The sequence below is a fragment of the Variovorax sp. GW821-FHT10D07 genome (assembly GCF_059415325.1).
The window spans coordinates 1,064,335-1,088,945 of the sequence record NZ_JBWKMZ010000002.1; the positions used below are offsets into that span (position 1 = coordinate 1,064,335).

Here is a 24,611-nt window from a genome sequence, read left to right on the forward strand (position 1 = left end):
GGGCTCAGCCCAGCAGCCGCGCGAGCGTCAGCAGCGCGAGCAGCACCATCCACATCACGACCGAGCGCCAGACCAGGCCCACCACGCTGCGCAGGTGGCCGGGCTCGGGCTCGCGGCCCGGCGTGCTGCCGCTGTCGGTGCGACGGGTGTCGGCGAAGGATTCGCCGGCCTGCGCGCGCGGCAGCGGATCGACGCTCGGAATCGGCCGCAACCGGCCGCCGCCCAGGCGCACGTTGACCGCGCCCGAGGTGGCCGCGAGGATCACGCCGTCGTTCTCGCTCGGAAAGCGGCGCGCGTCGTTGCGCCAGCAGTCGATGGCTTCCTCGAAGCTGCCCACCACCGCGAAGCCCAGCGCCGTGATGCGCGCGGGCAGCCAGTCGATCGCATGCCAGGCGCCGTCGGCGGCCTGTTGCACCGATTCGCTCGAGGGCTGCACGGCGGCGCCGTTCTTGTGCAGCCAGTAGCGCGCGACGAATTCGCTCATGCGGTAGAAGACCGCGCCGGCCGGTCCCAGGCCGACCGCGGCGAGCACCGAGAACCAGGCCAGCACGCCGAACACGTGGCGATGCGCGGCGATCACCGAATGCTCGATCACGTGGCGCACGATCTCGCTGCGCGGCAGCTCGGCGGCGTCCACGCCCTGCCAGTGCGCGAGCAGCGAGCGCGCCAGCGGTTCGTCGCCTTCGTCGAGCGCGTCGCGGATGTCGGTGAAGTGATGGCTGAACTGGCGAAAGCCCAGCGTGACGTAGAGCACCGCGATACTCCAGAGCACCGCGAACGGCAGCCCCAGCGTGAGCACCAGCAGCCAGTGGATGCCGAGCGCGAGCAGCGTCGGCACGAAGACGGCGAGGCCCCAGGCGATCCATCCATGGTGCGGCTTGCCCGCGTCGAAGTTGCGGCTGGTCCAGCGCGTCCATGCGAGCACGCCGCCATACACGGGGTTGTGCGGGGCCAGCGGCCGCACCTGCTCGATCAGCAACGCACACAGGATGGCGAAGAAGCTCATCCAGAGATGATAGCGAGACAGCCCCGTCGTTCGGGGCTTGCGGACCTATGAGGCCGACAGAACTCGCCGTTTCTTCAGGCGGCTCAGGCGCTCAGGAAGCGGTAGAGATTGCGCAGCATGCCGGCCGTGGCGCCCCAGACGAAGCGCTCCTCGCTGCCGTCCTGGTAGGGCATCGAGTACCAGTGGCGCTGCGTGCCGTCGCCCGCGGGCACGGCATGGCGGCGATGGTTGGCCGGGTCCATGAGCCAGCCCAGCGGGACCTCGAAGGCCTGCGCGACCTCGTAGGGATTGATCGTGAGCTCGAAGCCGGGCTCGACCAGCGACACCACCGGCGTAACGATGAACGAGGTCACCGTGGTGTAGGTCGGCAGGCTGCCGAGCACCTCGATGTAGCTGGCCGACAGGCCGACCTCTTCCCAGGCCTCGCGCAGCGCGGCGGCCGCGATGTTGGCGTCCTCGGGATCGACGCGGCCGCCCGGGAACGCGACCTGGCCCGAATGGGTCGACAGGTTCGCGGTGCGCTCGGTGAGCAGCACGGTCGGGCCCTGCGGGCGCTGCACGATCGGCACCAGCACGGCAGCCTGCGCGGGCTCGCGGCCGGTCATGCGCGGCTCGCGGCGCAGCTCGGGCGCCCATGCCGGCGGCGAGGCGAACCGCGCGCGCAGGGCCTGCGCCGTCAGCTGTTCCAGCGCCACCGCCGGCAGCCCGTCGGCCGTGCCGCCGCCCACCACCGGGACCTTGCGCGGGTCGAATGGCGGCAGCATCGTGGGCACGACGGCATTGACGGGTTCGGAGGTGGCGGAGGACATGGACGGGGCGGCGCTGGAGGCGGTCAAGTGATCGATCGTGAGGCGAAGGGTGGATGGACGGAAGGAAAACGGAGGCAAGAACGCAAAAAGCCGCCAGAGCGGCGGCTTTTTCGCAACAGGCAAGCCTGCGGGCAGCTTACGCGGCCGCGGCGCCCGACGACGACTTGCCGGGCAGCTTTTCCTTGATGCGAGCCGAACGGCCGCTGCGGTCGCGCAGGTAGTACAGCTTGGCGCGGCGCACGTCGCCGCGGCGCTTGACTTCGATGTTGGCGATCAGCGGGCTGTAGGTCTGGAAGGTACGTTCCACGCCTTCGCCGCTGGAGATCTTGCGCACGGTGAAGCCGCTGTTGAGGCCACGGTTGCGCTTGGCGATCACGACGCCTTCGTAGGCCTGCACGCGCTTGCGGGTGCCTTCGACGACGTTCACGCTGACGATGACCGTGTCACCGGGCATGAAATCGGGGATGGTCTTGCCGAGACGGGAAATTTCTTCCTGCTCGAGGGTCTGGATGAGGTTCATGATTTCCTGAAATCGATCGTGTCCGCGCTGCACAAAAGGCGTCGTTGGCAGGGGTCTGGGGCTCTGTGAAGAGTAGACGCCTGCACCGGACGCGGCCGGCCAGAGGATCGGGGAGCCCGCGATTATAGCTTTTTTTTGAGCACCGCCTCATCGGCAGCGTTCAGGCGGCCGGCAGAGCGGGCCGCGTCTATCAACTCGGGGCGTTCCCGGGCGGTGATCGCCAGCCGCTGGTCGCGGCGCCAGCGCTCGATCTGCGCGTGGTGGCCCGACATCAGCGGCGCCGGCACGCCCTGCCCGTTCCACTGCTCGGGCCGCGTGTAGTGCGGGCAGTCGAGCAGGCCGTCGAGCGCGGGATTGAAGCTGTCCTGCACATGGCTGGCCTCGTCGCCGAGCACGCCCGGCTGCAGCCGCGCCACCGCGTCGAGCAGCGCCATCGCGGGGATCTCGCCGCCCGACAGCACGAAGTCGCCGAGGCTGACCTGGTGCGTGACATGGGCGTCGATGAAACGCTGGTCGATGCCCTCGTAGCGGCCGCAGACCAGCACCGCGCCCTCGCTGGCCGACCAGCGCTCGACCGCTTCGTGGCGCAGCGCCTCGCCGATCGGCGAGAACAGCACCACCGGGGCCGGCGTGTCGCGCGCGGCCTGCGCCGCGGCCAGGCAGGCCGACAGCGGCTCGGCCATCATCACCATGCCGGGGCCGCCACCGAACGGGCGGTCGTCCACGCGCTTGTAGTTGCCGGGCGCGTAGTCGCGCGGATTCCACAGCACCACCTCGACCTGCTTCGATTCGTAGGCACGGCGCGTCACGCCGCTGGCCATGAAGGGCGCGAACAGTTCGGGAAACAGCGTGAGGATGTCGAAGCGCATGCGCGCGGACCGCGGCGGCGGGGCCGAGGTCAGTAGTCGGGCTGCCAGTCGACCGTGATGCGCCGGCCCGCGAGGTCGACGCCGTCGACGAAGGCGGAGACGAAGGGCACCATGCGCTCGATGGCTTTGCCGTCCTGCTCGGCCGCGATCACCAGCGTGGTCTGCGGACCGGAGGCGAGCAGCTCGCGCACCGTGCCGAGCACGATGCCCTCGCGATTGACGACCTCGAGGCCGATCAGGTCGACCCAGTAGTACTCGTCGTCGCCAGTGCTCGGGAAGCTCGAGCGCGGCACGAACACCCGCGCGCCACGCAGCGCCTCGGCCGCATTGCGGTCGGGCACGTCACGCGACGAGGCGACGATGCAGTCGGAGTGTTCCTTGGCTTCGCTGATCGCGAGCCGGAAAGCGGCGGTCGCCGAGGCCCCGGGGGGCTGCAGGAACCAGCGCTTGGAAGAAAAAAGCGCCTCGGGTTGGGCGCTGTGGGGCAGGACCTTGAACCAGCCCTTGATGCCCCAGGCATCGGCGATGCCTCCTACTTCGATCGCATCCGCCGGCAATTCGGCGGCTTCGAGCGCGGGCAGCATCGCCGGTGGCCGCGCTGCTTAGGCAGCAGCCTTGGGAGCGGCAGCAGCGGCTTGACGGATCAGGCGCGCGACGGTGGGCGACGGCTGGGCGCCGACGCTCTTCCAGTAGGTCAGGCGGTCCTGAGCGATGCGGATGCTTTCTTCGTTTTCCTTGGCGGTCGGGTTGTAGAAACCCAGGCGCTCGATGAAGCGACCATCGCGGCGAACGCGCTTGTCCGACACGACGATGTTGAAGAACGGACGGCCTTTGGCACCGCCACGGGAGAGTCGAATGACGACCATGATTTATCCTTGGGTGGGTCGCAGGCCTTCGTGTTTGAAGATGAAAACCTGCTCACGATGTTCTTCCAGCGTCGAGACACGCGACATGGCCACCCGGCCAGCGACACGCTGAAAAGCCTGCGATTATAGCCCGCGCCGCGTTCCGGCCGAGAATTCCTGCCTGCACTGGCCCATTTCCGGCCATTCCGCCTCCCCAATTTCCCCTCATGACAACGATCCGCCCCAGCCGCGAAGACGACATTCCGGCGATCGCCGCCATCTACGCGCACCACGTGCTGCACGGCACCGGCACCTTCGAGACCGAGCCGCCCTCGCCCACCGAGATGGCCAGCCGGCGTGCCGACGTGCTGGGCAAGGGGCTGCCCTACCTGGTCGCCGAGCGCGACGGCGAGCTGCTCGGCTTCGCCTACTGCAACTGGTTCAAGCCGCGGCCGGCCTACCGCTACTCGGCCGAGGACTCGATCTACCTGGCCGAGGCCGCGCGCGGCCAGGGCCTGGGCGCTCGGCTGCTGGCCGCCCTGTCCGAGGCGGCCGAGGCCGCCGGCGTGCGCAAGCTGATCGCGGTGATCGGCGACTCGGCCAATGCCGGCTCGATCGGCGTGCACCGCGGCCAGGGCTTCACCCAGGTCGGCGTGCTCAAGGACTGCGGCTGGAAGTTCGGCCAGTGGCGCGACGTCGTGCTGATGGAAAAGACCATCGGCGAAGGCAGCAGCACCCATCCCGAATGAACGAAGCAACGAAACAAGGATCGAGCACCGCATGAAAAGCAAGACGACCACGGCCTGGCTGGCCTTCCTCGGCGGCCCGCTGGGCCTGCACCGCTTCTACCTGCGCGGACTCGGCGACTGGCTCGGCTGGCTGCTGCCGATCCCGACCGCGCTCGGCCTCTACGGCGTCGAGCGCGTGCGCATGTACGGCGTGGACGACGGGTGGAGCTGGGTGCTGATCCCCTTCCTCGGCTTCACCATCGCCGGCTGCGCGCTCACGGCCATCGTCTACGGCCTGATGACGCCCGAGAAGTGGAACGCACGCTACAACGCCGGCGCCGCGCTCGACGCCGAACCCGGCCGCACGAGCTGGGCCACCATCGGCGCGGTGGTGCTCGCGCTGTTCTTCGGCAGCACCATCCTCATGGCCAGCATCGTGTTCAGCTTCCAGCGCTATTTCGAGCACCAGGTCGAAGAGGGCCGGAAGATCTCGCAATAGCCCGCACACCCCGGCCGGCCGATGCGCCCCCCGCGGAGAGCAGGCGCAACCACCGGTTTCCATGATTGACGGCCGCTCGCTCCCGGTTATGGTGTGCCCATAAATCACGACGGGCCGAGGGAGCATTGCCATGCTGGAGGACCCCGTGCTGCGTCGCGCGCTCGACGCGGTACATCATCTGACCGACCCCGAGCCACCCTGGCTCGGCGTGCTCGAAGGCGCGTGCGGCCTGATCGGCGGCGAGAGCGCGACCTTCATCATGGTCGATGCCGGCGGGCAGCTGCTGTCGGCCCAGCAATGGAACGTCGACCCAGAGGCGGAGCGCGTCTACCGCGAGCACTACGTCCAGCAGGACATCATCACGCCGAAGGCCCTCGGCGCGGCGCCCGGCACCTGGCTCGACACGGCGGAATTCTTCAACGCGGGCGACCTGTCGGGCAATGCCTACTACGCCGACTACATGCTGCGCTACGGCATGCGCCAGATGCTCAGCTACCAGATCGAGGACGGCCCGCATCGCCGCGGCGGCCTGACCCTGCAGCGCAGCCGGCCGCTGCAGCGCACGCGCAGCCATCTCGATTCCGAGCGGGTGCGCCATTTCACCCACGCGCTGCAGTCGGCGCTCGCGCGTCGCCGCGAATACGCCGAAGGCTGGCTCGCCACGGCCGAATCGGCCTTCGAGGCCTTCGGCGAGGCCATGCTGCTGGTCAATGCCACGGGCACGGTGCAGCACGTGTCGGCCCACGCGGCCGAGTTGCTGTCGCACCGCAGCGCGCTGCGCGTGCACCAGGGCCGGCTCTGGCATCCCGCCGCGCGGGCACGCGATGCGCTGGCGGCGACCCTCGCGCGCGCCTCGGCGCCCGGCGGCGCGCCCACGCGGCTGCTGATGCCCGCCGACCGCGACAGCCTGGCCTGCGGCCTGCAGTTCACGAAGGCACAGGCGCATCTGCGCGTGGCGAACGAGCCGTTGCTGCTCGTGCGCCTGCATCTGCCCGATCGGGTGCAGCCGCTCGATGCGGAGTTGCTGCGCGGCGCCTTCGGCCTCACGCCGGCCGAGGCGCGGGTGCTGGTCGCGCTGGTCGAGGGACAGACGCTCAAGCAGCATGCGGCGGCGCAGGCGGTCTCCATCAACACGGTGCGCACACAGCTCGCGGCGCTGATGGACAAGATGGGTTGCCAGCGGCAGATCGACCTGGTGCGCATGGCACTGTCGGTGGCGTAGCGTCCGGCGGCGAACGCCCATGCGGCGGCGCGGCGCGAGGCCGTCCACTGCGAAAGAAAAAGGAAATCAGGCGGGAAGGACCCGGCGCCCCGAGGGCTCGCGCATCCGGTGGGCCTGCGCGGTCGGTCGTGCCGACACCGGGTACCAACCAAAAAAACCACCCGACCAGAGCCGGGTGGCAAACCTTGGAGACAAAAAAGACGCGGAAATCAGAAGCTGTGACGCAGACCGAAGTCGTAGCCCGTCGACGAGCGCGGTGCCCAGCCGGCGGTGGCCAGGTAGGCCGGGGCGCCACCGGTGGTCACGCGACCGAAGACGGTCGGGTTGTTCTGACCGTCCTTGATGCGCACGCGAGCGAGCGTGGCATACAGCGCGGTGCGCTTCGACAGGTTGTGCACGTAGCCGATCGCGAACTGGTTGGCCTTGGTCGACAGCTCGGGGTTGCCGAACAGCGCGAGGGCCGGGTTCACGACGGGGTTCTGACCAGCCTTGTACTTCAGGTAGCCGTACGAAGCCTTGATCTGGCCCGGGCCCACCGGCACGCTGACGCCGAGCAGGAAACCGTCGTACTTGTCGGTCACGCTGTTGACGTAGTTCAGAGCACCCAGGGTGGTGACGTTGTCGAACTTGTTGCGGGCCGACGAGTACTCGCCGAACAGCTTCGCAGCGCCGAGGTCGTAGCTCGCACCGAGGTTGAAGGTGTTGATGCGGTTCTTGAACGCTTGCGAAGCCAGCGCCGGGGTCAGGACCGTGGTCGCGGTCAGCGGCGTGGAGTCCTTGTTGTCCTGGCCGTAGGAAACAGCCACGTCGAGCGGGCCGTTGGCATAGCCGACGCGACCGCCGAAGTACGAACCGCGCTTGGACGGCGACTCGATCACGTTCTCGTCGAACTTCACGTTCTCGTGCAGCGCGTACTGGAACTGGCCGTAGAAACCACCGAGGTTCGGCGGCAGGAAGTAGCCGATGCTGTTGCTGGCGCGCGCGTAGTTGTCGCTGGCCGAAGCGCCGTTGGGAGCGGTGCCGCCCTTGCGCGACAGCGAGTCGCCGACGCGGCTGATCAGGCTCGTGCCCACGCCACGCAGACCGAAGGGATCGAACACGTTGTCGTTCCAGTAGGTGGGCGTGTAGTCGCGGCCGAGGCGGATTTCGCCGAAGCCACCCGACAGGCTCACGGTGGAGCGACGGTCGAACGCGGCCACGCCGGTCTTGCCGTCATCGTTGGTGATGCCCGATTCGAGCCAGAAGCTCGCTGCCAGGCCACCGCCCAGATCTTCCGTGCCGCGGAAGCCGAGGCGGCTGGAGCTGCTGCTGCCGTTCGCCAGGGCCGTTTGGCTCTGCTTGCGCGAAGCGCCGATCAGCAGCGGGTTCGTGCCACGGTACTCGCTCTTGGTCGAGTAGTTGCTCACGCTCGCATCGACCACGCCGAACAGCGTCACCGACGATTGAGCAGCCGCTCCGCCGGCCGCCAGCACGGCGGCCAATGCCACCAGGGATTTTTTCATTTCAGCTTCCTCTTTCTTAAGCACAACAAGCGTCCTGGGCGGTCCTTCGAGGAACCACCCCGGAACGGGGGGGACACCGGGGATTCCGCGGCGGCTCGCCGCGGTTTCTCGTGCGCATCGGATCGCGTTTCTTTCGGCACCGGCGTGGGACCGGCTCCGAGCGACGCTGCACACGATGCATCAGCAATCGGGTGCAGTGATGGTCTCGTGTGCGAGTGAAGAGTCCGTGACAACCCTTAGAGCCCATCGATGGAATCGGGACTCTTTGGCGCGATAACAACAGGCTCAGAAAGTTGTGCTGAAACGCACTGCGCTGCACGCATCGACGACGGGCTCGCGCTACAACGACGGCTTGTTCGTCCACTGTCGATCGCAGCACGTCGATCCAGGCCCCAAGGAGTTGCGCATGATCGAATGGCCCGAGAGAAACCGCCCCGGCTTCGTCGCGTTCCACCATGACTACCGCGAAAACGGGTGGGGCCTCGGGAAGCCGGCGGACGAGTCCTACTTCGACTTCGAGCAGATCAGGGAGTACATGCGCGGCGTACTCGTCCACCCCGGGAATTTCTTCGGCCTCATCGACCAGTTCGGCGAGACGCTTCAGTTCTATGTGAACGACGACCGCACGGTCCAGATCGATTTCATCGTCGAGGCACGGCGAGGCTCGATGGTGAAGATGGCGCCCTTGAGCGAATGCATCGCGCTGGTCGAGAGCGCGGGGCCGTCGCTGGCGGCGCTCGTCGTTCCGGGCGCGGTGTTTCAGGCGTGGTAGCCGCGCTCAGAAAATCTGCCAGCTCACCCAGTAAGCAATCGCCGCCACGAACGCCGACGCGGGAATCGTGAATATCCACGCCCACACGATATTGCCCGCCACGCCCCAGCGCACCGCGCTCGCGCGCTGCGCCGAGCCCACGCCGACGATGGCGCCGGTGATGGTGTGGGTGGTCGACACGGGAATGCCCAGCGCGGTGGCCAGGAACAGCGTGAGCGCGCCGCCGGTCTCGGCGCAGAAGCCGCCCACGGGCTTGAGCTTGGTGATCTTCTGGCCCATGGTCTTGACGATGCGCCAGCCACCGAACATGGTGCCCAGCGCGATCGCGGCATAGCAGCTCACGATGACCCAGGTCGGCGGTTCGGCCGCGCCGGCCGAGGCGTAGCCGGTGGCGATCAAGAGCATCCAGATGATGCCGATGGTCTTCTGCGCGTCGTTGCCGCCGTGGCCCAGGCTGTAAGCGCCGGCGGAGACCAGCTGCAGCCGCCGGAACCAGCGGTCGATGCGCGAAGGCGTGGCGCGGCGGAAGGTCCAGGCCACGATCACCATCATCAGCGAGCCGAGCAGGAAGCCCAGCACCGGCGAGACGAAGATGAAGGCCACGGTCTTCCAGATGCCCGAGGCGACGAGGCCGCTGGTGCCGGTCTTCGCGATCACGGCGCCGACGATGCCGCCGATGAGCGCATGCGAGGAACTGCTGGGGATGCCGTAGTACCAGGTGACGAGGTTCCAGCTGATGGCGCCGATCAGCGCGCCGAACACCACGTGCACGTCGACCACGCCGGGCTGGGCGATGCCCTTGCCCACGGTGGCCGCCACGCTCAGGTGGAAGACGAAGATCGCGATCAGGTTGAAGAAGGCGGCGAACACCACGGCCTGGCCGGGCCGCAGCACGCCCGTGGACACCACGGTCGCGATCGAGTTGGCGGCATCGTGGAAGCCGTTCATGAAGTCGAACAGGATCGCGAGCGCGACCAGCACCATCACCACCCAGAGGGCGACCTGCACCGTTGCCATCGGTCGTGCCCGCTCAGGAGTTCTCGAGGACGATGCCCTCGATCACGTTGGCCACGTCCTCGCACTTGTCGGTGATCGTCTCGAGCAGTTCGTAGATCGCCTTGAGCTTGATGACCTCGCGCACGTCGGGCTCCTCGCGGAACAGCTTGCTCATGGCGCTGCGCATCACGCGGTCGGCGTCGGACTCGAGGCGGTCGATCTCCTCGCAGGTCTTCAGGGTGGCCTCGGCCACGGCCGGGTCGGCGATCTTGCCGAGGTACTTCACGGCGTCCTTGAGGCGGTCGCAGCACTTCACGCTCAGCGTGGTGAGGCGCACGATCTCGTCGGTCATGTGGCGCACGTCGTACAGCGCCATGGTCTCGGCCGAGTCCTGGATCAGGTCGGCCACGTCGTCCATGGTGTTGATGAGCTTGTGGATCTGCTCGCGGTCGATCGGCGTGATGAAGGTTTTGTGGATCAGCCGGTTGACGTCGTGCGTGACGCGGTCGGCCGCGCGCTCGGCGTTGTCGACGTCGCGGTTGTACTGCTCGCGCAGATGCACGTCGTTGTAGTTGGTGACGAGTTGCTCGAAGGCCCGGGCCGCCTCGACGATGCGCTCGGCGTGCTGGTTGAACATCTCGAAGAAATTGCCCTCGCGGGGCAGCAGCTTGCCGAACATGGCGACTCCTGGAGGACGTCAATCACAATTTGATGACGCCTTGATGAAAAAACCCGCGAAGTTTAAACGGGCGGATCGTGCGATCCGGACCTTGGGGGGTTGATCTTTTCGTTGTATATGCGCGAGGCACGGCGGCCACGGCCGCATTCCGGCCCGAAAAGAAACTCAGGCCGCGAGCTTCAGCACGGGCAGCTGCCATCCGCCGTAGATGCCGCCGAGCCGCAGCGCCACGACCAGCGCGATGCCGGCATGGAAGGCCCAGCGCCGCGGCAGGCCCGCCGCCTGCAGCAGCAGGTAGGCGACGATGCCCGCGATGGCGGCCGAGCCGTAGAAGCCGCCGCTCAGCAGCAGCGGCACGTGGCCCGTGAGCACGTCGCGCAGCAGGCCGCCGGCGGCGCCGGTCATGGTGCCGGTCAGCACCACGATCAGCGCGCCGCGGCGCTGCTCCTCGGCCACCTGCGCGCCCATGACGGCGAACAGCCCGAGGCCCAGCGCATCGGCCACCGCGAGCGCGTGCTGCGGCACCGGCAACGCGTGCAGCCAGGCGATGGCCAGCGCCGAGACGGCGAGGATCACCCAGGCATAGCGGGTGTCGCGGATCCAGAACACGGGATGGCGGTCGAGCAGCAGGTCGCGCAGGGTGCCGCCGCCGACCGCGGTGACCGAGGCGATCACGACCACGCCGAGCCAGTCGAGCCCCGCATGGGCCGCGGCCAGCACGCCGCTGACGGCGAACACCGCGACGCCGGCGAGATCGAGGACGTACAGCAGCATGGCGCCCGCCCTCTTCCCGAAACCTTCGCTCAGGCCTTGGCGTCGGTGTCGCGCAGCCGCTCGATGACCTGCTTCGACACCCGCGCCAGCGCGGCGCGCGGCACCTTGTCCGGAGCGATCTCGGCCAGCGGCTTGAGCACGAAGGCGCGTTCGCGCATGCGCGGATGCGGCAGCGTGAGCGCGGGCGTGTCCTTGACCGTGTTGCCGTGCGTCAGCAGGTCGAGGTCGAGGGTGCGCGGCGCGTTCGGGAACGGCCGCTCGCGCCCGGCTTCGAGCTCGAGCAGCTGCAGGTCGGCCAGCAGCGCCTCGGCCGTGAGACCGGTGCGTACCGCGACCACGGCGTTGATGAAATCGGGGCCGGTGGCATCGACCGGCGCGCTGCGGTAGAGCGAGGAACTGGCCGTCACGGTGGTGCGCTCGATCGCGCCGATGGCGAGGATCGCGGCGCGCACCGCCGCGGCGGCATCGCCAAGGTTGGCGCCGATCGCGATGAAGGCCTGGACGGTGGGGTACTCGTCGCGGGACCGGCTCGGGGGACGAGCCGGACCGGAGCCGCCCGAGCGACCGGCCGGCTTCCGCGCCGGCGCCGCGCCCTTGCGGGCCGGACCGGCGGAACTGGCGCCGCGGCCGGGCGCACGGCCCGGCTTCGCATCGCCATCGCGAGCATCGCGCGGTGTCTGGCGGCGGTCCTCGCCGCCCCCCGCGGGCTTGCGCCCCGGCGCAGCCTTGCCGCCCGGCGGTCGCTTGGCGGTACTCATTCGGATGCGGCTGGCGCGCCGCCCTCACCACCGGTGCGCGGCTTGCGGCGGCGCCGGCGCTTGCGCGGCGCGGCCGGCTCGCCATCGGGCGGCACGGCGCCGCCCTCGCCTTCGGTCGTCTCGTCGTCCTCGCGCTCGTCGCTGCGCGCAGCGGCGCTCCTGGGAGCTGCGCCCCCGGGCGCGGCCGCCGCGGGCGCGGTGTTGCGCACCCGCACGCGCTGGCGCGTCTTCTGTTCGTCGCGCACCTGGTCCAGCAGGTCCTGGCGCCGCGTGTCGTCCGACGTGCTGAACTCCTGCCACCACTCGGCGATGGCCTCGCTGACCTCGCCGACGTCGGCGCGCAGGCGCATGAAGTCGAAGGCGGCACGGAAGCGCGCCTGCTCGACCAGGCTGTAGGGCGTGGAGCCGGTGCGCTTGTCGAAGCGCGGCTGCATCATCCAGATCTCGCGCATGTCGGCGGCCAGCTTGCCGCGGCCCGAGACGTCGCCGATGCGCGCATTGAACACGTCGTCGATCGCGTCCTGCAGCGCCGGGAACGGCGGCTGCGCGCGCTGGCCGTTGCGGCCTTCCTGGCGCTGGGCCCAGCCGTCGCGCACGTCGGCCCACAGCACGCAGGCCAGCAGGAAGCTCGGCGCCACCGGCTTGCCCTCGCCGACGCGGCGGTCGGTGTCCTGCAGCGCGGCCTTCACGAACGGCAGGTCGGCACGCTCCACCACCACGTCGAGCAGCGGATAGATGCCCTTGGCGAGCCCCAGCTTGCGCAGCTGCTCGACGGTGGCGATCGCGTGGCCGGTCTGCAGCAGCTTGAGCATCTCGTCGAACAGGCGGCTCTGCGGCACGTCGGCCAGCAGCTTGCTCGACTCGACCAGCGGCGCGCCGGTCTTGGGCTCGAGCTTGAAGCCCAGGGCCGCGAGCTTGGCCGAGAAGCGGATGGCGCGGATGATGCGCACCGGGTCCTCGCGGTAGCGCACGGCCGGGTCGCCGATCATGCGCAGCACCAGCTTCTGGGCATCGCGGATGCCGTGGTGGTAGTCGATCACCACCTGCCGCGCCGGGTCGTAGTACATCGCGTTGACGGTGAAGTCACGGCGCGCGGCGTCTTCCTCCTGCGGGCCCCAGACGTTGTCGCGCAGCACGCGGCCGCTGGCGTCCACGGCATGGGTCATGCCCGCGAGCTCGCCCTTGCTGGTGCGCTCGTTGCCGCTGACCTGGCCGGCCGCGGCCGCATCCATGTAGGCGCGGAAGGTCGAGACCTCGATCACCTCGTGCTCGCGCCCGCGCCCGTACACCACGTGCACGATGCGGAAGCGCCGCCCGATGATGAAGGCGCGGCGGAACAGCCCCTTGACCTGCTCGGGCGTGGCATTGGTCGCCACGTCGAAGTCCTTGGGCCGCAGGCCCAGCAGCAGGTCGCGCACCGCGCCGCCCACCACGTAGGCCTCGAAGCCGGCCTGCTGCAGGGTGGTGACCACGTTCTTCGCGCGTTCGTCGACCAGGGCCGGATCGATCCGGTGAACCTCCGCCGGCACTTCCTCTCGCTTGCCGAAGCGGCTCTTTCCCTGTGCGCCGCCGGCGGATTTGCCGAGCAGCTTGTCGATGAATTTCTTGATCATTGGTTGAGAAGGGTTCTTCTTATTCGTTTTCGAGCATGGAGCGGATCAACGGAATGGTGATCGCGCGTTGCGTCTGCAGCGCATAGCCGTCGAGCTGCGTGAGCAGCTCCATCAGGCTGCCGAGGTCGCGGCTGAAGCGGTGCAGCATGTAGTCGAGGACATCGTCGGACAGCATCACGCCGCGCGCATCGGCGGCCTGGCGCAGCACGGCGCGTCGTTCGCTCTCGCCGAGCACCTGCAGGTGGAACACGTGGCCCCAGCCGAGGCGGGTGCGCAGGTCCTCGCGCAGCGGCAGGTCGGCCGGCGGCAGCGCGCCCGCGGCCACCACGCCACGCTGCAGGCTCTGCGCGTTGACGAACCAGTTGAAGGCCGCGTGCTGCTGCACGGCGGTGTAGAGGTGCACGTCGTCGAGCAGCACGGCGACCCAGCGCTCGTCGAACTCGGGCGGCTCCAGCAGGCCGGCGTGCAGCCAGCCCACGCTGGCGCCCTGCTCGCGCAGCGCCACGCGCACCGATTCGAGCAGGTGGGTCTTGCCGCTGCCGCTTTCGCCCCACAGGTAGGTCGGCACGGGCGAGTGGAGCGCCGGACTGCCGGCGCCGCCCACCCACAGTTGCAGGTGCCGCAGCGCCGCCTCGTTCGGGCCGGCAAAGAAGGCGTCGAAGCTGGGGCCCGTCGCGATGCCGATATCGAGCGCGAGCTGTTTCATCCCGGGAAGGTTCATGGAGGGGGCGGTCAACGCCCGTAAAATCGTCCGGAATTCTATCGGCCCGGCCGTTTCGCCCTTTGACCCTCCCCCCGGGGTGCCATCGCGGCCGGTGCGCTTTCCATTCCTCTCGCTCCCAACCAGCCATGACCTCCCCTCTGCCCACTCCGCTCAGCTACAAGGACGCCGGCGTCGACATCGATGCCGGCGACGCGCTGGTCGACCGCATCAAGCCGCTCGCGAAGAAAACCATGCGCGAAGGCGTGCTGGCCGGCATCGGCGGTTTCGGCGCGCTGTTCGAGGTGCCCAAGCGCTACAAGGAGCCGGTGCTGGTGAGCGGCACCGACGGCGTGGGCACCAAGCTCAAGCTGGCCTTCGAGTGGAACATGCACGACACGGTCGGCATCGACCTGGTGGCCATGAGCGTCAACGACGTGCTGGTGCAGGGTGCCGAGCCGCTGTTCTTCCTCGACTACTTCGCCTGCGGCAAGCTCGACGTCGACACCGCCGCGGCGGTGGTGGGCGGCATCGCGCGCGGCTGCGAGCTCTCCGGCTGCGCGCTGATCGGCGGCGAAACCGCCGAAATGCCCGGCATGTACCCGGCCGGCGAGTACGACCTGGCGGGCTTCGCGGTCGGCGCGGTCGAGAAATCGAAGATCCTGACCGGCCAGAACGTCAAGCCCGGCGACGTGGTGCTGGGCCTGGCCTCGGCCGGCGTGCATTCCAACGGTTTCAGCCTGGTGCGCAAGGTGATCGAGCGCGCTGGCGCAGACCTGCCCGCCACGCTCGACGGCAAGCCCTTCCGCGAGGCCGTGATGGAGCCCACCCACCTCTACGTGAAGCCGGTGCTCGAGGCGCTCGGCAAGCACCCGATCAAGGCGCTGGCCCACATCACCGGCGGCGGCCTGCTCGAGAACATCCCGCGCGTGCTGCCCGAAGGCACGGCGGCCCACCTGAAGAAGGGCAGCTGGCCGCAGACCGAGCTGTTCGCCTGGCTGCAGAAGGTGGCCGGCATCGACGACATCGAGATGAACCGCACCTTCAACAACGGCATCGGCATGGTGGTGGTGATCGACGCGGCCGAGGCCGCCGCCTGCGCCGCCACGCTGCGCGCCGCCGGCGAGACGGTGCACGAGATCGGCGTCATCGCCGAGCGCGGCGAGGGCGCGGCCGTGGTCGTCGCCTGAACGAACCGGGTTTCGACGCGCGAGCGCCCTCCCGGATGACCAAGCCCCTGCCCACCGCCCCCATCGCTCCCGTGCCGCCACGCAGCGCCCCGCGCAACGTGGTGATCGCCAGCTACCTGCTGATGCTCGCGGGCCTGATGCTCGTGATGTGGCAGCACCTGCTGCCGGGCCTGCTGTGCGCCTGCATCGGCTTCCTGGCCACGCGCTTCTTCGCGCGGCTGATCGGGCGCGGCCTGGCGCGCGTCGCGCCGCTGCGCGCGCGCGGCGACGGCATCGCGCGCGTGGTGGCGGTCACGCTGGTGCTGCTGGCGCCGATCGCGCTGATCACGCTGGGGCTCTCGCAGGCGCGGGAATACATCATCGACGCGCCCGACCAGTACCGCGAGCTGCTCGACTACACGGCGCGCACGGTGCTCGAGCTGCGGCTGAAGCTGCCGCCCGAGATCGCGGTCTACCTGCCCGAGGGCGCGGCCGAGATCCAGCGCATGGTGGCGAACTACATGCGCGCCCAGGCCGGCATGCTGGCGCTCACCGGCCGGGCCTGGCTGGGGGCGCTGCTGTTCGCCTACGTGGGACTGATCATCGGCGGGCTGGCCGCCGTGGCGCATGCGCGCGGACCGCGCCGGCCGCTGTCGGAGGAACTGCACCAGCGCATCACGATGTTCGGCCAGGCCTTCGGCCAGATCGTCGCGGCGCAGTTCTGGATCGCCGCCTTCAACACGCTGCTGACCGCCATCTTCCTGCTGGTGCTGATGCCGCTGTGGGGCCCGCACCTGCCCTACACGCCCGCGCTGATCACGCTGACCTTCGTGGCCGGGCTGGTGCCGATCGTGGGCAACCTGGTGTGCAACGCGGTGATCACGCTGGTGGCGCTGTCGGTGTCGCCGGTGACCGCGGCAGCCTGCCTGGCCTTCCTGATCCTGATCCACAAGGCCGAGTACGTGATCAACGCCAAGGTGGTGGGCAGCCGCACGCAGATGAGCGTGTGGGAGCTGCTGGCGGTGATGTTCGTGGCCGAGGCGGTGTTCGGCCCGGCCGGGCTGGTGGCGGCGCCGCTGTTCTACGCTTATCTCAAGAAAGAGCTGCAGGCCGGCGGCCTGGTCTGAGGCGGCGGCGCCTTGCGCGCCGGGCGATGTCCTGATCTGATCGATTCTGGTCCGCTCCCGAGCGGCCGGTTCGGCACGATCACTGAAGAATCGGGGGCATCATCCACTTTGCCCCATCGGAATCCGCCATGAAGACCTGTCTGATTGTGATCGACGCCCAGGAATCGTTCCGCCAGCGCCCGTACTGGAACGACGGCGTCGCGGCGCCCTACTTCGCGGTGCAGAACGCGCTGATCGCCGGCGCGGCCGAAGCCGGCCTGCCGATCGTGCGCATCTACCACGTCGACGGCCCGAGCACCGCCGCCAACCCCTTCGCGGTCGAATCGGGCTTCGTCCGCCCGATCGAGGGCGTGGCCGGCTTCGAGGCCGCCGCCACCTTCACCAAGCACCGCCACAGCGCGCTGGTCAACAGCGGGCTCGACATCTGGCTCACCCAGCAGGGCATCGGCCGGCTGATCGTGAGCGGCATCCGCACCGAGCAGTGCTGCGAGACCACCACGCGCCACGCCTCGGACCTGGGCTGGGAGGTCGACTACGTGACCGACGCCACGCTGACCTTCGACATGGTGCAGCCCGACGGCACGCCGCTCTCGGCCGCCGACATCAAGGCCCGCACCGCGACCGTGCTGGCGGGGCGCTTCGCGACCATCTGCGGCGTGGCGCAGGCGCTGGAACGCGCGGCATGAGTTCTTCACCGGGTGCCGCGCTGCGCGTGCTGATCCTAGCCTTCGACGGCATCGAGGCCCTGGACTTCGCGGGCCCGTTCGAGGTGTTCACCACCGCGAGCCGCGTGCACCGGCGGCTGCGGCCGGACGAACCGGCGCCCTTCGAGGTCGCGGCCGTGGCCGAGGGCGCGCCCGCGCGGCCGGTGCAGGCGCGCGCCGGGCTGCAGCTGCTGGCCGCGCACGACCTGGCCGACGCGCCGCAGGCCGACCTGCTGCTCGTGCCCGGCGGCGTGGTCGACGCGCCGCTCGCAAGCGCCGCCACGCTGCAGTGGATCGCGCGGCAGGCCGCGGGTGCGCGGCTGGTGGCCTCGGTCTGCACCGGCGTCTTCCTGCTCGCGGCCAGCGGCGTGGTCACCGACCAGGCCGTCACCACGCACTGGGAGGACCTGGCCGATCTGCGCGAACGCTTCCCGGCGCTCGAGGTGCGCGAAGGCGTGCGCTGGGTCGACGGCGGCCGGATTCTGAGCTCGGCCGGCATCAGCGCCGGCATCGACATGAGCCTGCATCTGGTCGAGCGCCTGGCCGGCCGCGAACTGGCCGAGCGCACCGCGCGCCAGATGGACTACGCATGGACGCACAACCCACGCTGATCCGCGTCGTCTTCGTGCTGCTGCCCGGCAGCCTGGTGCTCGACTGGGCCGGGCCGGCCGAGGCGCTGCGCATCGCCAACCAGCGGCTGCGCGCCACCGGGGCGCCGCCGCGCTTCGCGATCGAGTTCGCGAGCCCGCGGCCCGACACGGTCGGCTCGGTCGGCATCGCGCTGACCGGGCTGGCGCCGCTGCCGGACCTGCCCGCCGCCGATGGTGCCGACAGCGCCGCCTGGGTGGTGCTGGTCGGCATGCCGGGCGACACGATCCCGATCGACACGCCCGAGACGCAGGACCTGCTGCACTGGCTGCGCGGCCTGCGGCTGGAGGCGGGCCGGCTCGAGCTGCTGACCATCTGCGCCGGCAGCCTGCTGGCCGCGCATGCCGGCGCGCTGGCCGGGCGGCGTGCCACCACGCACCACCATCACCTCGACGAGCTGCGCGCCGTGGAGCCGCGCTGCGAGGTGGTGGGCAACCGGGTGTTCGTGCTCGACCCGCCGGTCTACAGCAGTGCCGGCGTCACCACCGGCATCGACCTGCTGCTGCACCGCATCGCCGACACCTGCGGCGAGGCGCTGGCGGCGCAGGTCGCGCAGACCATGGTGGTGGCGCTGCGGCGCGGCCCGCACGACCCCGAGCTCTCGCCCTTCCTGGCCTACCGCAACCATCTGCATGCGGCGCTGCACCGGGTGCAGGACGCGGTCAGCGAACGGCCGCAGGCCGACTGGAACGTGCCGCGCATGGCCGAGGTGGCCCACACCTCGGCGCGGCATCTCACGCGGCTGTTCGTCGAGCATGCGGGCGTGGCGCCGCTGGCCTACCTGCGCCGGCTGCGGCTGGCGGCCGCGCAACTGGCGCTGGCCTCGGGCGCCAGCGTGACGCGGGCCGCCGAGCTGTCGGGCTTCGGTTCCGACACCCAGTTGCGCCGCGCCTGGCACCAGTTCGGGCTGCCGGGTTCGCCGTCGGACGCGGGCGGGCTGGCGCGCGGCTGAGTCAGCCCAGGCAAGCGCGTGCGCGCGCCGCCAGCAACGCCTTCTCGCGGCCATTGCGCGTCAGGCCGGCCGCGCGCTCGAACTCGCGCCGCGCCTCGTCGAGCCGGCCCAGCTTGAACAGCAGGTCGCCGCGCACCGTCGGCAGCAGGTGGTAGCCCTGCAGCGCAGGCTCGGCCAGCAGCGCGTCGGCCACCTCGAGCCCCGCGGCCGGGCCGAAGGCCATCGACAGCGCGACCGCGCGGTTGAGCTCGACGATCGGCGAAGGCGCGAGCTGGGCCAGCGCGTCGTAGAGCGCGGCGATGCGGCCCCAGTCGGTCTGCTCGGCCGTGCGCGCCCGGGCATGGCAGGCGGCAATGGCGGCCTGCAGCGCATAGGGGCCGAGCGCGCCGCCGAGCGCCTCGGCACGCGCCAGCGCGGTCAGGCCGCGGCGGATCAGCACGTGGTCCCAGCGCGCGCGGTTCTGCTCGAGCAGCAGCACCGGCTCGCCCGAGGGCCCGACGCGCGCGGCGGTGCGCGAGGCCTGGATCTCCATCAGCGCGACCAGCCCGTGCACCTCCGACGCCGCGGGCATCAGCTCGGCCACGATGCGGCCCAGGCGCAGCGCCTCCTCGCACAACGCGGGACGCATCCAGTCGTCGCCCGCGGTGGCGGCATAGCCCTCGTTGAAGATCAGGTAGAGCACCTCGAGCACCGAGGCCAAGCGGGGCTCGAACTCGGCGCGGCGCGGCACCTCGAAGGGCACGCGCGCCTCGGCCAGGGTGCGCTTGGCGCGCACGATGCGCTGCGCGACGGTGGGCTCCGTGACCAGGAAAGCGCGCGCGATCTCGTCGGTGGCGAGGCCGCCGAGCAGGCGCAGCGTGAGCGCCACGCGCGCCTCGGTCGACAGCACCGGATGGCAGGCGGTGAAGACCAGCCGCAGCAGGTCGTCGCCGATGTCGTCGTCGAGCGCGGTGTCGACCGCCTCGGCGAAATCGGCCTGCGCGATCTCGTGCCGCGCATCGAGCTCGCGGCCGATCTCGCCGGCCTTGTGCTCGGCCAGCTGCAGGTGGCGCAGGCGGTCGAGCGCTCGGCGCTTGGCCACGGCGGTGAGCCAGGCCGCAGGGTTGTCGGGCACGCCCGATTCGCTCCACTGCTCGAGCGCCGAGACCAGCGCGTCCTGGGCCAGCTCCTCGGCCAGGCCCACGTCGCGCACCATGCGCGCGACGGTGGCGATGATCTTGGCCGACTCCATGCGCCACACCGCCTCGACGGTGCGGTGGATCGCGGCGGTGCCCGGGTTCTGGCTCACCGGCTCAGTTGGCGGGCTTCTTGAGGGTCTGCATCGAGGGGAAGGCCTCGGCGGTCAGCGCCTGCACCTCGGCCGGATAGTCCTCGACCTCCTGGATCTGGCGCACCTCGATGACCTCGTTCTCGCCGCCGGGGCAGCGCGTGGCCCATTCGATGGCGGCGGCGCGCGAGGGCACGTCGATGATCCAGAAGCCGCCGAGCACTTCCTTGGCCTCGGCGAAGGGACCGTCGACCACCGTGGGCTTGCGGCCCGGGAAGCTCACGCGCGCGCCCATCGAGGGCGGGTGCAGGCCGTCGCAACTGATCAGGATGCCGGCCTCCTGCATCGAGGCGTTGTAGGCCATCATGGCCGACACCGCGTCGACGTCGTCGGGGATGGTGCCGGGCGCGGCGTTCTCGTAGCCGTGGGGGATCATCAGCAGCATGAATCGCATGGCGGTTCTCCTGGCGGTTTGCGCGCGGGGCTCAGCGGCCGCCCTGGATGCGGGCCTCGGTCTCGGCGCGCAGGCGGTCTTCCTGCGCGAGCAACTCGGGCGTCATCGAATCGCCGAAGTCGGCGGCCTCGAAGACCTGGCGGATCTCGATCTCGCCTTCCTGGAACGGGCTGCGCTTGATCCACTCGATGGCCTCCTCCTTCGACTTCACCTGGAACAGCCAGAAGCCGGCCAGCAGCTCCTTGGTTTCGGCGAAGGGGCCGTCGATGACGGTGCGCTTGGTCGGGCCCTCGCAGCGCACGCGCACGCCCTTCGAACTGGGATGCAGGCCCTCGCCGGCCAGCAGCACGCCGGCCTTCACCAGTTCCTCGTTGTACTTGCCCATCGCGGTGAGGATCTCGGTGCTGGGCATCACGCCGGCTTCGGAATCCGCATTGGCCTTGACCAGAATCATGAATCGCATGTCGTTGCTCCTAAAGGGGTTGGAAGTAAATCGGGAACGGCGTCGAAGTCTCGAATCTGCCTGCTCCTGTTGACACGTCGAGCGACGGCCGGCCGGATCGACAGGAATCGGCCGGCTCAGTTGTAAAAAAGCGTTTCAATTTCGGCGCGCCGGCCGCTACGGGCGGCCGCAGAAGCGCAGCACATGCCCGTCGGGCTCGCGGATCGCGAACTCGCGCGTGCCCCAGGGCTGCGACACCGGCGCCTCGATGACCGTGACGCCGCGCTTCAGGTAGGCGGCATGCAGGCCGTCGATGTCGTGGCCGACCTGGATCACGAACTCGCCGCGCCAGGGACGCGGCTCGCGCGCGCCGGTCTGCCACAGGCGCAGGTAGATCGGCTGGCCGGCACCGGCCGGCAGCTGCCTGACGCGGCCGTAGCTCGGCGGCTCGCCCGCGATGAAGTCGAGTTCGAAGCCCAGCACCTCGCAGAACCAGCGCGCGGCGCGGCCGACGTCGGCCACCGGCAGCACGGGCTCCATGCCGTGGAAGCCGTGCACGGCGCCGAGGGCGGGCGCGCCGGTGGGGCCCGCCCGGGTGGCCATCAGCTGGCCGCGCGCCGCAGCGCGGCCACGCGCTCCGCGATGGCGTCGATGTCGAGTGCGTCCTCGGCGTGGGCCAGGTAGGCCTCGAGGTCGCGCACCGCGGCGGCCGTGCTGCCCTGCTCGGCATGGGCGATGCCGCGGTCGCGGTACTCGCCCCAGGCCTCGGGCAGCAGCGCGATGATGCGGTCGAGCACGGCGATCAGCCGCTGCCAGTCCTCCTGCGCGCGATGCACTTCCTTCAGGTTGCGCAGCATGCGGCCGATGATCTCGCGCGAGCTCGCGGGCTGCAGGTACAGGCCCAGCGGCACGTCGAATTCGCCGACCAGGCCGTTGCCGCGCTTGTAGGGCTCGAGCCGCTCGCTGAGCTCCTCGCGCGAGAGCGACTTGCCGGTGAACGGGTCGATCACCACCTGCCCCTTGGGCAGCGTCACCTTGAGCATGAAGTGCCCCGGGAAACCGATGCCGCGCGCCTGCAGCCCCAGGCCCTGCGCCAGCTCCATCCACAGCACCGCGAGCGAGATCGGGATGCCGCGGCGCGTGCGCAGCACCGCGTTGAGATAGCTGTTGTCGGGGTCGTAGTAGTCGTTGACGTTGCCGCCGAAGTTCAGGTCGTTGAAGAAGAACTGGTTGAGCGCGCGCAGCCGCGCGAGCGGCGCGGCGTCGGACGGCAGGCGGCGCTTGAGGCGGGCCAGCAGCTGGTCGACGTCGCCGAGCACCTGCTGGACGTCGAGGTCGGGGTATTCGTCCTGCGCGATGCTGGCGGCGGCTTCGAGCAGCGGGAACTGGTCGTCGCTCTGCACGAGCGACTCGAAATACTCGAGTGCGGTGGGGACCTGGAAGCTGAACGTCGTCATGTGGCTTTGTAGAGGAGCGGGGCCGGCAGCGTCAAGGCGGGGGACATGCGGATTGCCAAGGCGGCTCGCACTGCCGATCGTCGAGGGCTCAGCGCCGCATGAAGCTGCGCAGCCGCACGCCGGCGGCGGCCAGCACCGCGAAATAGAGCAGCGCGGCGCCGGTCACCAGCATCGCGAGCAGGCCGATGCGCCAGAAGCGCTGCTCGCGCAGGCCGATCCAGTCGAAATGGCCCGAGGCCCAGGCCAGCAGCGCGGCCAGCACCAGCGAGCCCGCGAGCACCTGCAGCGCGAAGCGGCCCCAGCCGGGCTCGGGCTTGTAGCTGCCGCGGCGGATCAGACCCGCCAGCAGCCAGCTCGCGTTGACCAGCGCGCCGATGCCGATGGTCAGGGTCAGCGCCGCATGCTGCAGCACCGGCACCAGGAACAGGTTGAGCACCTGGGTCAGGATCAGCACGCCGACCGCGATCAGCATCGGCGTGCGCGTGTCGTGCTTGGCGTAGTAGCCGGGCGCGAGCACCTTGATGGCCACGATGCCGACCAGGCCGACGCCGTAGCCCATCAGCGCGACGGTGGTGCGGCGCACGTCCTCGCCGCCATAGGCGCCGTTGTGGAACAGCACCGCCACCAGCGGCTGCGAGAACAGCAGCAACGCCACCGCGCACGGCGCCGCGAGCAGCAGCACCAGGCGCAGGCCCCAGTCGAGCAGCGACGAATAGCGCGCGTCGTCCTTGGCCGCGCGCGCGCCGGCCAGCTGCGGCATCAGCACCACGCCCAGCGCCACGCCGAGCATGGCGGTCGGGAACTCCATCAGCCGGTCGGCATTGGTGACCCAGGTCACGCTGCCGGTGGCCAGGTGCGAGGCGATCTGCGTATTGATCAGCAGCGAGATCTGCGCCACGCTCACGCCGAGCAGCGCGGGCAGCATGAGGCGCGCGATCTTGCGCGTGTCGGGATCCGACCACGCCGTGCGCAGCGCCTTGAAGCTCGCGCCGATGCGCGGCAGCAGCCCCAGCTTGCGCAGCGCGGGCAGTTGCAGCGCCAGCTGCAGCACGCCGCCCACCATCACGCCCACGCACTGGGCATAGATCGGCTCGATGCCCCAGCGCCGGAACAGCGGCGCCCCGAACAGGATCGACAGGATCAGCGCGATGTTGAGCAGCACCGGCGAGGCCGCCGGCACCGCGAACTTGCGCCAGGTGTTGAGGATGCCGCCCGCCAGCGCCACCAGCGACATGAAGCCGATGTAGGGGAACATCCAGCGCGTCATGACCACCGCGGCATCGAAGCCAGCGAGGCCGCTGGCCATGGCCCAGACCAGCCACGGCGCGCCGACCACGCCGGCCACGCACACCAGCACCAGCATCCAGGTCAGCAGCGTGGCGACATGGTCGACCAGTTCCTTGGCGCCGGCATCGCCGCGCTCGGTGCGGGTGGCCGCCAGCACCGGCACGAAGGCCTGGCTGAACGCGCCCTCGCCGAAAACCCGGCGGAACAGGTTCGGAATGCGGAAGGCGACGTTGAAGGCGTCGGTCAGCGCGCTGACGCCGAACACCGAGGCGAACAGCACGTCGCGCACGAGGCCGGTGATGCGCGAGGCGAGGGTCAGCAGGGAGACGGTGGAGGCGGATTTGAGCAGCGACACGGGGGGAGTGTAGGCCCCGCAAAGCCCGTGAAATGGCGGTTCTGGCCAGATTTCCGCACCCAGCCTATAATGGAGGGCTTTGCTGCATCATCCTCAGACACTGAGAGAACACTACCATGGCATCTACCAAGCCCAAGAAGAAGAACCCGCGCCTGGCGTCGGGCCGCAAGCGCGTCCGCCAGGACACCAAGCTGAACGCAGCGAACACCTCGCTGCGCTCGAAGTACCGCACGGCCGTCAAGAACGTCGAAAAGGCTGTTCTGGCCGGCGACAAGACCAAGGCGACCGAGCTGTTCGCCAAGGCCCAGAGCATCGTCGACACGGTCGCCGACAAGGGCATCTTCCACAAGAACAAGGCTGCTCGCGACAAGAGCCGCCTGTCGGCCAAGGTCAAGGCCCTGGCCCTCGCGCCTGAAAAGGCCGCCGCCTGACACCTGTCAGGCAAGCCCGGACCGGT

Annotated in this window: 29 protein-coding genes; 10 read left to right on the forward strand and 19 right to left on the reverse strand. The window is 69.9% G+C overall.

Going from position 1 to position 24,611, the window contains the following annotated elements:
- Positions 1–4 precede the first annotated feature (4 nt).
- From AC07PU_RS10255 to rpsP, 6 genes are all read right to left on the reverse strand, one after another.
- Entirely contained in the window at positions 5–1,006 is a 1,002-nt protein-coding gene (locus AC07PU_RS10255) for a CobD/CbiB family protein (protein ID WP_398499612.1), read from the reverse strand.
- 83 nt (positions 1,007–1,089) lie between these two features.
- Positions 1,090–1,815 (reverse strand): CoA pyrophosphatase, encoded by a 726-nt coding sequence (locus AC07PU_RS10260; RefSeq protein ID WP_261208588.1) that lies wholly within the window; start codon positions 1,813–1,815, stop codon positions 1,090–1,092.
- Positions 1,816–1,951: 136 nt separating this feature from the next.
- Complete coding sequence (gene rplS, locus AC07PU_RS10265; RefSeq protein WP_495317168.1) at positions 1,952–2,335, reverse strand: 50S ribosomal protein L19; 384 nt, start codon at positions 2,333–2,335, stop codon at positions 1,952–1,954.
- Between the two features lie 122 nt (positions 2,336–2,457).
- Positions 2,458–3,204, reverse strand: coding sequence for a tRNA (guanosine(37)-N1)-methyltransferase TrmD (trmD, locus tag AC07PU_RS10270; RefSeq protein ID WP_495317170.1), 747 nt, complete (start codon positions 3,202–3,204; stop codon positions 2,458–2,460).
- Between the two features lie 29 nt (positions 3,205–3,233).
- Positions 3,234–3,788, reverse strand: a complete 555-nt coding sequence (gene rimM, locus AC07PU_RS10275) for a ribosome maturation factor RimM (RefSeq protein ID WP_495317172.1) — start codon at positions 3,786–3,788, stop codon at positions 3,234–3,236.
- A gap of 18 nt (positions 3,789–3,806) precedes the next feature.
- The gene (rpsP, locus tag AC07PU_RS10280; RefSeq protein ID WP_057590647.1) at positions 3,807–4,070 is read right to left on the reverse strand and encodes a 30S ribosomal protein S16; all 264 of its coding nucleotides are present in this window, start codon (positions 4,068–4,070) and stop codon (positions 3,807–3,809) included.
- Between the two features lie 206 nt (positions 4,071–4,276).
- Between rpsP and AC07PU_RS10285 the strand changes: the two genes are divergently transcribed.
- From AC07PU_RS10285 to AC07PU_RS10295, 3 genes are all read left to right on the forward strand, one after another.
- A complete protein-coding gene (locus AC07PU_RS10285) occupies positions 4,277–4,798 on the forward strand; it encodes a GNAT family N-acetyltransferase (protein ID WP_296781572.1) in 522 nt (173 codons plus the stop codon).
- A gap of 31 nt (positions 4,799–4,829) precedes the next feature.
- A complete protein-coding gene (locus tag AC07PU_RS10290) occupies positions 4,830–5,276 on the forward strand; it encodes a TM2 domain-containing protein (protein WP_093348893.1) in 447 nt (148 codons plus the stop codon).
- Positions 5,277–5,406: 130 nt separating this feature from the next.
- Positions 5,407–6,498, forward strand: a complete 1,092-nt coding sequence (locus AC07PU_RS10295) for a helix-turn-helix transcriptional regulator (RefSeq protein ID WP_495317175.1) — start codon at positions 5,407–5,409, stop codon at positions 6,496–6,498.
- Positions 6,499–6,707: 209 nt separating this feature from the next.
- Here AC07PU_RS10295 and AC07PU_RS10300 read toward each other — a convergent pair whose 3' ends face one another.
- A complete protein-coding gene (locus AC07PU_RS10300) occupies positions 6,708–8,000 on the reverse strand; it encodes a porin (protein WP_093348891.1) in 1,293 nt (430 codons plus the stop codon).
- A 295-nt stretch (positions 8,001–8,295) separates the two neighbouring features.
- Between AC07PU_RS10300 and AC07PU_RS10305 the strand changes: the two genes are divergently transcribed.
- Positions 8,296–8,772 (forward strand): hypothetical protein, encoded by a 477-nt coding sequence (locus AC07PU_RS10305; protein ID WP_495317177.1) that lies wholly within the window; start codon positions 8,296–8,298, stop codon positions 8,770–8,772.
- A 6-nt stretch (positions 8,773–8,778) separates the two neighbouring features.
- Here AC07PU_RS10305 and AC07PU_RS10310 read toward each other — a convergent pair whose 3' ends face one another.
- The 6 genes from AC07PU_RS10310 to hda all read right to left on the reverse strand — a co-directional run bounded on the left by AC07PU_RS10310 (position 8,779) and on the right by hda (position 14,298).
- On the reverse strand, positions 8,779–9,789 hold the full coding sequence (locus AC07PU_RS10310) for an inorganic phosphate transporter (RefSeq protein WP_490878655.1): 1,011 nt from the start codon (positions 9,787–9,789) through the stop codon (positions 8,779–8,781).
- Between the two features lie 13 nt (positions 9,790–9,802).
- Positions 9,803–10,447, reverse strand: coding sequence for a DUF47 domain-containing protein (locus AC07PU_RS10315; RefSeq protein WP_057590652.1), 645 nt, complete (start codon positions 10,445–10,447; stop codon positions 9,803–9,805).
- A 165-nt stretch (positions 10,448–10,612) separates the two neighbouring features.
- Positions 10,613–11,221 (reverse strand): trimeric intracellular cation channel family protein, encoded by a 609-nt coding sequence (locus tag AC07PU_RS10320; RefSeq protein WP_093348886.1) that lies wholly within the window; start codon positions 11,219–11,221, stop codon positions 10,613–10,615.
- Between the two features lie 29 nt (positions 11,222–11,250).
- Entirely contained in the window at positions 11,251–11,979 is a 729-nt protein-coding gene (gene folK / locus AC07PU_RS10325) for a 2-amino-4-hydroxy-6-hydroxymethyldihydropteridine diphosphokinase (protein WP_495317180.1), read from the reverse strand.
- The gene (gene pcnB, locus AC07PU_RS10330; RefSeq protein ID WP_495317182.1) at positions 11,976–13,592 is read right to left on the reverse strand and encodes a polynucleotide adenylyltransferase PcnB; all 1,617 of its coding nucleotides are present in this window, start codon (positions 13,590–13,592) and stop codon (positions 11,976–11,978) included. Before pcnB ends, folK begins: the two co-directional genes overlap by 4 nt.
- Positions 13,593–13,611: 19 nt before the next feature.
- The gene (gene hda / locus AC07PU_RS10335) at positions 13,612–14,298 is read right to left on the reverse strand and encodes a DnaA regulatory inactivator Hda (protein WP_281077707.1); all 687 of its coding nucleotides are present in this window, start codon (positions 14,296–14,298) and stop codon (positions 13,612–13,614) included.
- A 143-nt stretch (positions 14,299–14,441) separates the two neighbouring features.
- Here hda and purM point away from each other — a divergent pair, with 143 nt between their 5' ends.
- The 5 genes from purM (at position 14,442) to AC07PU_RS10360 (ending at position 18,892) form a co-directional block, all read left to right on the forward strand.
- A complete protein-coding gene (purM, locus tag AC07PU_RS10340) occupies positions 14,442–15,482 on the forward strand; it encodes a phosphoribosylformylglycinamidine cyclo-ligase (protein ID WP_495317184.1) in 1,041 nt (346 codons plus the stop codon).
- Between the two features lie 35 nt (positions 15,483–15,517).
- A complete protein-coding gene (locus tag AC07PU_RS10345; protein WP_203204922.1) occupies positions 15,518–16,588 on the forward strand; it encodes an AI-2E family transporter in 1,071 nt (356 codons plus the stop codon).
- Positions 16,589–16,716: 128 nt separating this feature from the next.
- The gene (locus AC07PU_RS10350) at positions 16,717–17,274 is read left to right on the forward strand and encodes an isochorismatase family protein (protein ID WP_495317186.1); all 558 of its coding nucleotides are present in this window, start codon (positions 16,717–16,719) and stop codon (positions 17,272–17,274) included.
- Positions 17,271–17,903, forward strand: a complete 633-nt coding sequence (locus tag AC07PU_RS10355) for a DJ-1/PfpI family protein (protein WP_495317188.1) — start codon at positions 17,271–17,273, stop codon at positions 17,901–17,903. Before AC07PU_RS10350 ends, AC07PU_RS10355 begins: the two co-directional genes overlap by 4 nt.
- Positions 17,882–18,892 (forward strand): GlxA family transcriptional regulator, encoded by a 1,011-nt coding sequence (locus AC07PU_RS10360; protein ID WP_495317190.1) that lies wholly within the window; start codon positions 17,882–17,884, stop codon positions 18,890–18,892. Before AC07PU_RS10355 ends, AC07PU_RS10360 begins: the two co-directional genes overlap by 22 nt.
- Before the next feature lies 1 nt (position 18,893).
- Here AC07PU_RS10360 and AC07PU_RS10365 read toward each other — a convergent pair whose 3' ends face one another.
- The 6 genes from AC07PU_RS10365 to murJ all read right to left on the reverse strand — a co-directional run bounded on the left by AC07PU_RS10365 (position 18,894) and on the right by murJ (position 24,154).
- The gene (locus AC07PU_RS10365) at positions 18,894–20,123 is read right to left on the reverse strand and encodes an RNA polymerase sigma factor (RefSeq protein WP_495317273.1); all 1,230 of its coding nucleotides are present in this window, start codon (positions 20,121–20,123) and stop codon (positions 18,894–18,896) included.
- A gap of 61 nt (positions 20,124–20,184) precedes the next feature.
- Complete coding sequence (locus AC07PU_RS10370) at positions 20,185–20,613, reverse strand: YciI family protein (protein ID WP_057590661.1); 429 nt, start codon at positions 20,611–20,613, stop codon at positions 20,185–20,187.
- A 31-nt stretch (positions 20,614–20,644) separates the two neighbouring features.
- A complete protein-coding gene (locus AC07PU_RS10375) occupies positions 20,645–21,076 on the reverse strand; it encodes a YciI family protein (protein WP_495317193.1) in 432 nt (143 codons plus the stop codon).
- A 156-nt stretch (positions 21,077–21,232) separates the two neighbouring features.
- Entirely contained in the window at positions 21,233–21,658 is a 426-nt protein-coding gene (locus AC07PU_RS10380; RefSeq protein ID WP_057590663.1) for a bleomycin resistance protein, read from the reverse strand.
- Entirely contained in the window at positions 21,658–22,512 is an 855-nt protein-coding gene (locus tag AC07PU_RS10385) for a SirB1 family protein (protein WP_057590664.1), read from the reverse strand. The genes AC07PU_RS10380 and AC07PU_RS10385 overlap by 1 nt, the downstream gene beginning before the upstream one ends.
- Positions 22,513–22,600: 88 nt before the next feature.
- On the reverse strand, positions 22,601–24,154 hold the full coding sequence (murJ, locus tag AC07PU_RS10390) for a murein biosynthesis integral membrane protein MurJ (protein WP_490877905.1): 1,554 nt from the start codon (positions 24,152–24,154) through the stop codon (positions 22,601–22,603).
- A 116-nt stretch (positions 24,155–24,270) separates the two neighbouring features.
- Between murJ and rpsT the strand changes: the two genes are divergently transcribed.
- The gene (gene rpsT / locus AC07PU_RS10395) at positions 24,271–24,585 is read left to right on the forward strand and encodes a 30S ribosomal protein S20 (protein WP_057590666.1); all 315 of its coding nucleotides are present in this window, start codon (positions 24,271–24,273) and stop codon (positions 24,583–24,585) included.
- Positions 24,586–24,611 lie beyond the last annotated feature (26 nt).